Source organism: Candidatus Angelobacter sp., assembly GCA_035607015.1.
In the GTDB taxonomy this organism is placed as follows: domain Bacteria; phylum Verrucomicrobiota; class Verrucomicrobiia; order Limisphaerales; family AV2; genus AV2.
The window spans coordinates 1-11,129 of sequence record DATNDF010000356.1 but is presented as its reverse complement, the minus strand read 5'-3'; the positions used below and the strand labels follow the sequence as shown (position 1 = coordinate 11,129).

The 11,129-nt window shown below is 56.6% G+C and carries 8 protein-coding genes; 6 read left to right on the top strand and 2 right to left on the bottom strand.

Annotation, left to right across the window (positions count from 1 at the left end):
• From ftsH to lepB (VN887_14265), 6 genes are all read left to right on the top strand, one after another.
• On the top strand, window positions 1–1,463 hold a 1,463-nt coding region (ftsH, locus tag VN887_14290; GenBank protein ID HXT41177.1), incomplete at its 5' end, for an ATP-dependent zinc metalloprotease FtsH.
• A gap of 101 nt (window positions 1,464–1,564) precedes the next feature.
• A complete protein-coding gene (gene rpe, locus VN887_14285) occupies window positions 1,565–2,236 on the top strand; it encodes a ribulose-phosphate 3-epimerase (GenBank protein HXT41176.1) in 672 nt (223 codons plus the stop codon).
• A 4-nt stretch (window positions 2,237–2,240) separates the two neighbouring features.
• The gene (locus VN887_14280; protein HXT41175.1) at window positions 2,241–3,659 is read left to right on the top strand and encodes a phosphoglucomutase/phosphomannomutase family protein; all 1,419 of its coding nucleotides are present in this window, start codon (window positions 2,241–2,243) and stop codon (window positions 3,657–3,659) included.
• Between the two features lie 115 nt (window positions 3,660–3,774).
• Entirely contained in the window at window positions 3,775–5,565 is a 1,791-nt protein-coding gene (lepA, locus tag VN887_14275; protein HXT41174.1) for a translation elongation factor 4, read from the top strand.
• 1 nt (window position 5,566) lies between these two features.
• A complete protein-coding gene (gene lepB, locus VN887_14270) occupies window positions 5,567–6,772 on the top strand; it encodes a signal peptidase I (protein ID HXT41173.1) in 1,206 nt (401 codons plus the stop codon).
• A 74-nt stretch (window positions 6,773–6,846) separates the two neighbouring features.
• Entirely contained in the window at window positions 6,847–7,998 is a 1,152-nt protein-coding gene (lepB, locus tag VN887_14265) for a signal peptidase I (GenBank protein HXT41172.1), read from the top strand.
• Window positions 7,999–8,153: 155 nt separating this feature from the next.
• On the opposite strand, the gene glgA is transcribed toward lepB (VN887_14265), so the two are convergent.
• Window positions 8,154–9,638 (bottom strand): glycogen synthase GlgA, encoded by a 1,485-nt coding sequence (gene glgA, locus VN887_14260; protein HXT41171.1) that lies wholly within the window; start codon window positions 9,636–9,638, stop codon window positions 8,154–8,156.
• Window positions 9,639–9,657: 19 nt separating this feature from the next.
• Window positions 9,658–11,007 carry a serine--tRNA ligase gene (serS, locus tag VN887_14255; GenBank protein HXT41170.1) on the bottom strand — a complete coding sequence of 450 codons (1,350 nt, stop codon included), beginning with the start codon at window positions 11,005–11,007 and terminating at the stop codon, window positions 9,658–9,660.
• Between the last annotated feature and the right edge of the window lie 122 nt (window positions 11,008–11,129).

Genomic DNA, 11,129 nt, shown 5'->3' with positions numbered 1-11,129 from the left:
CCGGCGTGGATGAGGCCAAGGAGGAAGTGTCCGAACTGGTCGAGTTTTTGAAAGATCCCAAGAAATTCCAAAAGCTCGGCGGTCGCATCCCCAAGGGGATCCTGATGGTGGGCGCTCCGGGCACCGGAAAAACATTGCTCGCCAAAGCGATCGCGGGCGAGGCGGATGCGGCATTTTTCAGCATCAGCGGATCGGATTTTGTTGAGATGTTCGTCGGCGTGGGAGCCAGCCGCGTACGCGACATGTTTGAGCAGGCCCGTAAGAACACGCCATGTCTGGTTTTTATCGATGAAATAGACGCGGTGGGGCGGAGCAGGGGACACGGCCTGGGCGGCGGCAACGATGAACGCGAACAGACCCTCAATGCGCTGCTCGTCGAAATGGACGGCTTTGACACACAAGAGGGGATCATCATCATCGCCGCGACGAATCGTCCCGACGTGCTGGACCCCGCGCTGCTGAGGCCGGGACGGTTTGACCGGCAGATCACCGTGAATCTGCCCGACGTTCGAGGCCGCGAAGCCATTCTCAAGGTGCATGCGAAGAATGTGAAACTGGAACCGACGGCGGACTTGAGTGTGATTGCGCGCGGCACTCCGGGTTTTTCCGGCGCGGAACTGGCCAATCTTTTGAATGAAGCCGCGTTGCTGGCGGCGCGCACCAACAAGAAGGCCGTGGGCATGAAGGAACTGGAAGAGGCCCGTGATAAAGTCCGTTGGGGTCGCGAACGGCGCAGCCTGGCCATGTCGGACGAGGAAAAGCGCGCCACCGCATGGCACGAGGCGGGGCACGCGCTGGTGAATGTTCTTCTCAAACACACTCATCCGCTGCACAAGGTCACGATCATTCCCCGCGGCCGCGCGCTCGGATCCACGATGTCGCTTCCCAAGGAGGACGTTCTCTCCATGCGGAAGAAACAAGCTGTGGATACAATCATCATGACCATGGCGGGGCGGATTGCGGAGGAATTCGTCATTGACGACGTTTCCAGTGGCGCGGCAATGGATATCCAGCAGGCGACCCAACTCGCGAAGGCGATGGTCATGCATTGGGGCATGAGCGAGCGGCTGGGCATGATTCAATACGGCGAGACGCAGGAGTACGTGTTCCTTGGCCGGGATATGATGCGCTCCAAGGATTACAGCGAGAAAACCGCAGAAGAAATCGATGCCGAGGTCAAACGATTCATTGACGAGGCCTATGGACGCGCAAAGGAACTCATCAACAGCCATCGCGACAAACTGGAAGTGATCGCCAACGCCCTGCTCGAATACGAAACACTGGACGGTCAGCAAGTGGAGGAAATCGTGCGAACCGGCAAATTTACGCCCCCGCCGCCGACACCGCAGGTTGACCCGCCATCCGGAGCACAGGCGGTCACTCCGTTGCCGGAGATCCCCAAACCGGCCCCGCCGAAACTCGACCCCGGGCTCGGCGGCGCCGCGGCACCGGCGACCGCCTGATTCAAGGAAACGCGACGGACTGACGAGCGCGCGTTTTTTTCTTCGGTCATCTCTGCATTCCGTCTTTCCTCAATCGGCCCCGGTCCGGTATGCTTTGGCGCATGATTATTGCACCGTCCCTGCTGGCCGCGAATTTCGGAAGGCTGGCCGCGGAAACCCACCGGGCGGACAAGGCCGGGGCTGAGTGGTTGCACCTGGATATCATGGATGGCCATTTTGTTCCCAACATTTCCTTCGGCCCCGAAGTTGTGCGGGTACTGAGGCCATTGACGAAGATGTTCCTGGATGTCCATTTGATGTGTTCGCGCCCGGAGATACTTTTGGAACCATTTGCAAAAGCCGGAGCCGACCAGATGACCGTGCATGTTGAACTGGGCGATCGCGTCACGCCGTTGCTGTGGAAGATTAAATCCCTGGGGAAGAAAGTCGGCCTGGCAATCAATCCACCCACGGCGATGCCCCACGTGGAGCCGTTTCTGAATCAGATTGATTCGCTGCTCATCATGACAGTCAATCCCGGGTTCGGAGGCCAGGCTTTCATCACCGAGACCCTGCCGAAAATACAGCAGGGGCACTCGTGGCGGCGGGAGAGGAAGTTAGAGTACCGCATTACGGTGGACGGCGGCATCAATTTTCAAACTGCCGCCGATTGCGCTCACGCGGGGGCAGATACTTTTGTCAGCGGCACGGGACTTTTCAAACATCGAAATATCAAGTGGGCGTTGAGAAAAATGCAAAAGATCGTGGACGAACGGTCGCCGGCCACAAACTGAAATTATGGGCAGGATCCAGTTTGGCACTGACGGATGGCGCGCGGTCATCGCGGAGGACTACACATTCAGCAACGTTGAGCGCGTGGCTCAGGCGACTGCCGATTATTGGACCAGCAATCCGTCCCCAGGAACGGCGCGGAAGGCCGTCGTGGGTTACGACCGGCGGTTCCTGTCCGACCAGTTCGGCCGCCGGACCGCGGAAATTCTCGCCGGAAATGGTTTCCAGGTCACGTTAACCTCTGAACCCACGCCCACGCCCGCCGTCTCCCTTGCCGTCAGCCAGCAACGCGCCGTCGGTGGCGTAATGATAACGGCGAGCCATAATCCGCCCGCGTTTAACGGGTTCAAATTGAAGGCGAACTATGGCGGTTCTGCAGAACCGGAGGTCTGCCGGGGCGTTGAGGCGATCCTGAATCACAATCCGGTTCGTTCTGTTCCACTCGACGACGCGATTCGACAAGGCCGGGTTCTCGTCAAAAACCTTCGTCCCGCCCATTATGTGGCAATCAGGAGACTTGTTGATCTGGAACTGATCGCCAAGTCGGGGCTGCGGTTCGCGCACGATCCGCTGTTCGGTGTCGGCGCCGGGTGTTTCGACGCCCTGCTTGCTGGAACCAGTTGCAAAGTCACGACGTTAAATGCGGCGCACAACCCGTTTTTTGGCGGCATCAATCCCGAGCCGATTCCGAAGAATTACGGTCCGAGCACGGCGTTTCTCAAGAAGCATCCGCACGATTTTTGTCTCGTGACCGATGGCGACGCCGACCGGGTAGGGGGCATGGATGGCCACGGCAATCCGCTCTCGACGCATCAACTTATCTGCCTGTTGTTGCGGCATTTTATCGTGAACCGAAAAGCCGGGGGACGGGTCGTCAAGGCGCTGACCACGACCTCGATGGTGGATAAAATCTGCTCGGCTTACGGCATGGAATTGGTCGAGACCAGTGTTGGGTTCAAATACATCGCTGCCGAAATGATGAAGGGCCGTGTATTGCTCGGCTTTGAGGAAAGTGGTGGCATTGGATTTCCTGATTACATTCCGGAACGGGATGGCATTCTGGCTGGAATGATGTTGCTGGAGCTGCTGGCGACCGAGCGCAAATCGATCAACAGACTCATCGCCGGCCTCGAAAAGAGTTTCGGCCCGCACCGATATGCGCGTATTGACACACATTTCCCGTTGGAAAAGCGCTCCGCATTGATGCAGCTCTGCCAGACTGATCCGCCCGCGAAACTACTTCGCTCGCCGCTCGCCGACGTGAAGGCCTTCGACGGCGTGAAGTTCATCGCCGCCGATGGCTCGTGGCTCATGTTGCGGGGATCTGGAACGGAGCCTGTCCTGCGGATTTATGCCGAGGGCAGGACAGACGCCAACGCCGACGCGCTGCTCAGGCAGGGCGTTGCACTGACAAGACGGGTCTGAATCCGTTGCGGGTTTCCAACCATCTGCGGACAGAATTCCCTTTTTCTTGGGAGGGTACGCCGGTATCTTCTCGCGGCTGTTGGTTTCAAGTTTGAATTAAAAACTGGATCACCGGATGGACGCAGAGCACGTACGCAATTTCAGCATTATCGCCCACATTGATCACGGGAAGACGACGCTCTCCGACCGCCTTTTGCACCGGACCGGTACGATTTCCGACCGTGAGATGCAGAATCAATTGCTCGATTCAATGGATTTGGAGCGTGAGCGCGGCATTACCATCAAGGCACATCCGGTTACCATGCTTTATCAGGCGAAAAACGGAGAGACGTACGAATTGAATCTGATAGATACGCCGGGTCACGTGGATTTTACCTACGAGGTCTCACGCAGCCTGAGTGCCTGCGAGGGCGCGTTGCTGATTGTTGATGCCGCGCAGGGTGTCGAGGCGCAGACGGTCGCAAACGTTCACCTTGCAATGAAGCAGGACCTGGCGATCATTCCGATCATCAATAAAATTGACCTGCCTCACGCGGATGTCGCCCTGGCCCGGCAACAATTGGAGGACATACTGGCGATTCCGGCGGATAGCGCGATCCTTGCCAGCGCGAAAGAAGGGATTGGCATTGACGATATTCTGGAAGCCATCGTGGCGCGTATCCCGCCCCCAAAGCCCACCGGCGCTCCGTCCATACAGGCCCTGGTGTTCGACTCTTACTTCGACACCTATAAAGGTGTGGTGACGCACGTCCGCGTGTTCAATGGCGAGTTAAAACCGGGCATGCAGGTGAAGCTCCTGCATTCCAACAAGACCGTGGAAGTGAAAGAAGTCGGCAGCTTCAATCCAAAACCTTACGCTCGCGAGAGACTCGAAACCGGTGAGACCGGATACATCACAGCAAACATCAAAAGCCCCGAGGAAGTGAAGATGGGCGATACGATTACAGACGCGCGGCATGCCTCGCCGGCGTTGCATGGCTTTCAGGAGGTTCATCCGATGGTCTTCAGCGGTATTTATCCGATCAACACGGCCGACTACGAGCACTTGAAAACCAACCTGGCCAAGTTGCAACTGAACGATTCTGCTTTCGTTTTTCAACCAGAGAGTTCGGTGGCGCTCGGTTTCGGGTTCCGTTGTGGATTCCTTGGCTTGCTGCATCTGGAAATCGTCCAGGAGCGGTTGCGGCGCGAATACGGCATGGACATTATCGCGACCTATCCGAGCGTGGTTTACCACGTTACCATGACGGACAAATCCCTGAAGCAAATCGACAACCCGGCCTATCTGCCGGAAGCCAACTTCATCGAAAAGATCGCGGAACCCATGGTCAGGGCGTTCGTCATTTGCCCGAATGAATACATCGGCGACATGATGGCGTTGATTTCTGAAAAGCGCGGCGCCGTCGACCATACCGAAACTCTGGACCCGCGGCGGGTGATGTTGACGAGCCGTATTCCGTTGAACGAAATCCTGATTGATTTTCATGATCGCATTAAAAGTCTCACCCGAGGTTACGGCTCGATGGACTACGAACGCGAAGAATATCAGGAATCGGACATGGTGAAACTCGACATGTTGGTGAACGGCGAGCCGGTGGACGCGTTTTCGTGCATTGTGCATCGCAGCAAGGCCGAGAGCAGGGGACGGGCTCTGGCGGCGAAACTCAAAGAAGTCATTCCGAGGCAACAATTCCAGGTGGCCATCCAGGCGGCCATCGGCGGAAAAGTGGTCGCTCGCGAATCGGTCAGCGCCCTGCGCAAGGATGTGACTGCGAAATGCTACGGCGGCGACATTTCGCGCAAACGCAAACTGCTTGAAAAGCAAAAGGCGGGAAAGAAGCGGATGAAATCGGTCGGCTCGGTCAACATTCCACAGGAAGCTTTCATCGAGGTATTAAAGGCATAACATGGGAACACTCATTCTGCGGTGGTTTCTGTCCAAGAAAGTGCGGCAGGCTGTTGATATGTGCCGTCAGGTCCGCAAACTTGTTCACGCCCAGCAGGACCTGCTGTCGCCGGAAGAGATTCAGGAAACCCTCAAGGTTGCGCGTGAGTTGCGCACCGCAATCTGCTCGGGTGTCAAACTCGATGAAATCGAGAAGCGGATGCAGCAACTTGAAAAGGTCGCTGGGGAGAAACTCAAGCCGTATCCGAGCGCTTCCGTGCGCGAAAACATCGAGGTGTTTCTCGTCACGGGCGCTGTCGTTCTGGCCTTGCGCACTTTTTTCTTTCAGCCGATGGCCATCCCATCGGGTTCGGCGCAGCCCACGTTGTGGGGAATCACCTCCGAAAACCTGCGGAACAGGCCGGACGTAAAGTTCCCCGGGGGCTTCGACCGGTTCCTTCAGCTTTGCTGGTCGGGGGTTCACTACTTTGACGCCGTGGCAGAATCCAGTGGAGAGTTGAGAATTGAACCCACAAAAAAGTTCGGCCTGATCAACAAGCAGACCCTCTGGGTGGGAGGGAAGAGTTACACGTTTTGGTTTACGCCCGATGCTCCAGATGATCTTGCGAGACGCGCAGGTCTCGAAGATGGCCAGATGATTCAGAAGAACGAGGAGTTTGTAAAACTGAAACTTGTCAGTGGCGATCATTTGTTCGTGAACCGGATGACCTACAATTTCCGGCATCCGCGCCGCGGCGAGATCATTGTTTTTGAGTCAACCGGCATCCCGGGTCTCATCCAAAACACTCATTACATCAAACGGCTTGTCGCATTGGGCGGCGAGCACGTCCGGATTGGCAACGACCGGCACGTCATTATCAATGGAAAACGCCTCGATGCCTCAACGCCTGGGTTTGAGAACGTTTACGGATTTGACCCAAAAAAACCTCCCGAAAAAGATCATTTTTCCGGGCACGTCAATGGAGTCGTCGGCAGGGAGTACCTGCCCTACGTGAATCTGGCTCCGTTGTTTCCGGAGGAAACGAGCGAATTCGTTGTGCGCCCGCGTCATTATCTCGCTTTTGGAGACAACACAATGAACAGCCACGACGGACGTGCCTGGGGGGATTTCCCGGAGGAAAAGGTTGTGGGAAAGGCGAGCTTCGTTTTCTGGCCGATCGGCGGGAGGGAGGACGCCTCGAGCCGTTTTGGCTGGGGCTACCGCTGACGCGCAAGGAGCGCATGATTGTCCGCTGGCTTTTCTCGCGCACAGTCCGACGGGCATCCTATCTGTGCAGGCAAGTGCGCGGAATCGTCAATGCGCAGCGCGACCAACTCGATCCGCACGCGCTTGAACACATGTCCCTCGCGGTGTTTGCAGTCCGCTCACAACTCGCGGTCAACGCAGACCCCAGGCTCCTCGTCGGGCCGATCGCAGACCTGGAGAGGGCGGCGGCTCGATGGCTAAGACCTTATCCTCACCAGCGACTGAGAGAGAATGTCGAGGTCGTCCTTGTCGCGGCGGCTGCCGCGGTGGGAATCCATACGTTTTTTTTCAAGCCGTTCAAAATTCCGACCGGCTCGATGCAGCCCACGCTTTACGGAATTACCGCCGAGAATCTCCTCGACCTGCCCAACGCGGAAATTCCGACGCCGCTCCGGCGGTTCTTCGAGCACTGGCTCAACGGTTATGTGTACTATCAACAAGTGGCGCAAGCCGACGGTATGTTGGAGCAAATCGAGCCCGTGCAAGGCCTCTTACCGTTCATAAAACGCCAGCGGTTCAAAGTAGGCGGCCACTGGTACACGATTTGGTCGCCACCGGAAGGACTGCCGCCAAGGCGCTTCGCAGAAAACCCATCGGATATCTTCCTGCTCGATTACGCTGGCGTGAAGCCTCGACATCTTTACCACAAAGGCGACACCATCCTTAAAACCAAAGTGTTTGCCGGCGATCATCTGTTTGTTGACCGGCTGACCTACAATTTTCGTCGTCCAGAGCGCGGGGAAATCATCGTGTTTGAGACCAAAGGCATACCCGAAGCTCAGCGCGAAGCCTTTCACATCCCCGATGATCAATTCTATGTGAAAAGGCTGGTCGCACTCGGCGGCGAACGCGTGCAGATGGGCAGTGATCGCCATCTCATTGTCGACGACAGGCGCCTTGATGCTTCGGTTCCGCGTTTTGACGCCGTGTATTCCTTCAATCCGAAAGAGCCACCGCGTGAGAGTCATTACTCAGGTCACGTCAATTCCGAATTTCTTGCCCCTTATTTTCTCGACAAACCCGGCGGTGTGATGGTTCCTCCAAAATCCTACCTGGTGATGGGCGATAACACCATGAACAGCCTGGATTCCCGGGCGTGGGGCGCCATCCCGGCCAAGAGTGTTATTGGAAAGTACTGCTTCGTTTACTGGCCGATTGGATCACGATTTGGATGGTCGGCGCACTAAGTCTGAAGAATGAATGCAAGCAACGGCCGAGATACGCTCCTTTTCACAAAAGAACCGTAACGATGCAGACTTTGTAATCGGTTCAAAAACAAGCCTCACTAATTCGCACAATGTTTGTTATACTCATATCAAATCGGTCATCCCGGCCCTGTTGCTTATTTCTCTAGCGTTGGGTGCGAACCGTTCTTTTTTTCCGCTTCCAGTGCCTGGTGATAGACCGCAACATATTCCTCGGACGTCCGCTGCCAGGAAAAATCGACAGACATACCGTTGGTCTGAATTCGGCGGAACAACTCCTGCGCATCGTAAAGCGCCAGCGCTTTGCGGATCGCTTTGGCGAGAGCGCGGGAGGAGTAACCGTAGAATTTTATTCCGTTGGCGCGCTCCAGATCCTCCGTGAGATCGATCACGGAATCGTCAAGCCCGCCCGTGGTCCGGACAACGGGAATGGTCCCGTAACGCAGGCTGTACATTTGATTCAAGCCGCAGGGTTCGAAGCGGGACGGCATCAGATAAAAATCACTGGCGGCCTCGATTCGATGTGACAACGCGTGGTCGTAACCGATTTTGACCGCGACTTTGCCGCGATGCCGTCGGGCGAGATCTTGAAAGGCTTTTTCAAGAATCGGTGACCCACTGCCGAGGAGGACGAATTGCATGTCCGCAGACAGCATTTCTTCCAACGCCGCCAATAGAATATCGCTTCCTTTCTGGTCCACGAGCCGGGTGATGCTGCCAAACAGGGGTGTCCGGGCGGCATGGGGCAGGCCAAGATCCATCTGAAGGGAAAGTTTTTCAGCATCCTTGCCCTGCAGGTCGCGAACCGTGAAATGATTTCGCAGGTGTGGATTTTTGTCGGTATTCCATTCCGAATAATCGACACCGTTCAGGATGCCAACCAGCGACCGCTGTCGTTTACGCAGAACTCCGTCGAGTCCACAGCCAAATGTCTCGGTTGTAATCTCGCGTGCATAGCGGGGACTGACCGTTGTGATCGCGTCCGCATAGCAGATGCCCGCCTTCAAACAATTCAAGCGACCGTAAAACTCCACGCCATCCGGACTGAAGTATTTGTCGGGGAGATTGGTCAGATCGTATGCGGAGCGGGGAAATACGCCCTGGTAGGCAAGATTGTGGATGGTCAGACAGGTTGCCGGGGCGCTCCCCCACCCTTCAGTTTCGCGCTGGTGTTTGACCAGCAGCGGTACCAGCGCGACCTGCCAGTCGTGCAGATGGATCAGCTCAGGTTGCGATGGCAGGTAGCGCGCCAGGTGAACGATGCACTTGGAAAAGAAAATGAAACGCTCAGCATTGTCGGGGTAATCGACCCCGGCTTCCTGATATAGCGCGTCCCGTTGAAAAAATGCGGGTTGATCCACGAAATAGACAGTGAGGCCAGGAATCCAGTCGCGCTTGAAGAGCCTCGCCGAGACCAGGTCAACTCCCAATGGCAGATCCATGCGCCAGTCAAAGGGATGAATGTCCGGGAACTTCTCCCGAATTCCCCGGTGGAGCGGTGTCACGCAGTCAACCTGCAGTCCTGCTCTGGCCAGAGACTTGGCAAGTGCTCCCACCATGTCGGCGAGCCCTCCGGTTTTCGAATACGGATGCACCTCGCTGCTGGCAATCAGAATTTTCACCGGGTGCGAGGGTCCGCGATCAATTGCCGATGCGGCAGTTTCCAGCGTCCATGCCCAGGTAGGGCCAGAGGCTAGCGGGGACAGAGATGCCTCCGTCTGCCTGCTGATGCGTTTCGACGAGTGCCACAAACACGCGCGCCAGTGCCGTGCCGCTGCCGTTCAGGATATGCGGAAACCTGTTCTCACCGTCCTCCGTCTTGAATCGCAAGTTCATCCTGCGCGCCTGAAAGTCTTCGCAGTTCGAGCAGCTTGAAACTTCCAGGTAACTCCCCTGCCCCGGCGCCCACACTTCGATGTCGTATGTTTTGGCGCTGGCGAACCCCATGTCACCCGTGCAGAGCATGACCACGCGGTAATGAAGTCCGAGGCACTTGAGGACTGTCTCCGCGCTTCGCACCATCTTTTCCAATTCGGCGTCACCGTCCTCCGGCTTTACGATTTTGATCAATTCCACCTTGTCGAACTGATGCACGCGGATCATACCGCGAGTCCCCACACCGGCGGCGCCCGCCTCTGCTCGAAAGCAAGGGCTGTAAGCACAGTACCGGATAGGCAGATCGCTTTCCTTCAGGACTTCCCCTCGGTGAATGTTGGCCACCGGGGCTTCCGCAGTCGGCAGCAAATAAAGTTTGCCCATCGTGTTTTTATCCAGCCCCTCCTGCACAGCATAAGCCTGGTCTTCAAACTTGGGAAACTGTCCGACACCAATCATGCAATCACGATTGATGATGTAAGGTGGTGAAATCTCTTTGTAACACGGTTCGGGATGATCGCCGCTGCCCGGATTGTGATTACCCGTGTGAACGTCGAGCATAAACTGGATCAATGCTCGTTCGAGCCGTGCACCCCAGCCGGCGTAAAGCAGGAACCCACTGCCGGAAAGTTTGGCGCCCCGCTCAAAGTCCACCAACCCCAGTTTCTCGCACAACTGCGTGTGCGGTTTTGGTGTGAACTCTCCGAAGTCCCTTTTTGCCATCGAAGACTGGCGCACTTCCAGGTTGTCAGCCGAACACTTGCCAATGGGCACGGACTGGTGCGGAATGTTCGGCAGGCGCAAAAGGATCTCTTCCCGCCGCCTCTCCGCATCCTCAACTTCTTTGTCGAGTTCGGCAATTTTGTCCCCGATGGCGCGCATCTCGGTCTTCCGGGCCTCCGCTTCCGTCGTCTTTTTCTGCCCCATGAGCGCGCCGATTTCTTTCGACGCGCGGTTCCGTTGCGCTTTTAGACCCTCGGCCGCCGCAAGCAGCTTGCGGCGTTGCTCGTCTAACGCAAGCACCTCATCTATCCTGATCTCGTCCCCTCCACCACGCGTGGCAAGGCGTTCGCGAACATGGTCGGACCGGTCACGGATCAGTTTGATGTCGAGCACCGGCGCATTATAGGAACGCGCTGCGGCAGGGCAAGGGCGAACGAAATCCGGACTCGACCTGCGGGAACGCGATTTGAATCGACCCGTATTGATTTGCTCACAAATATCGTTCGTCGGTAAAG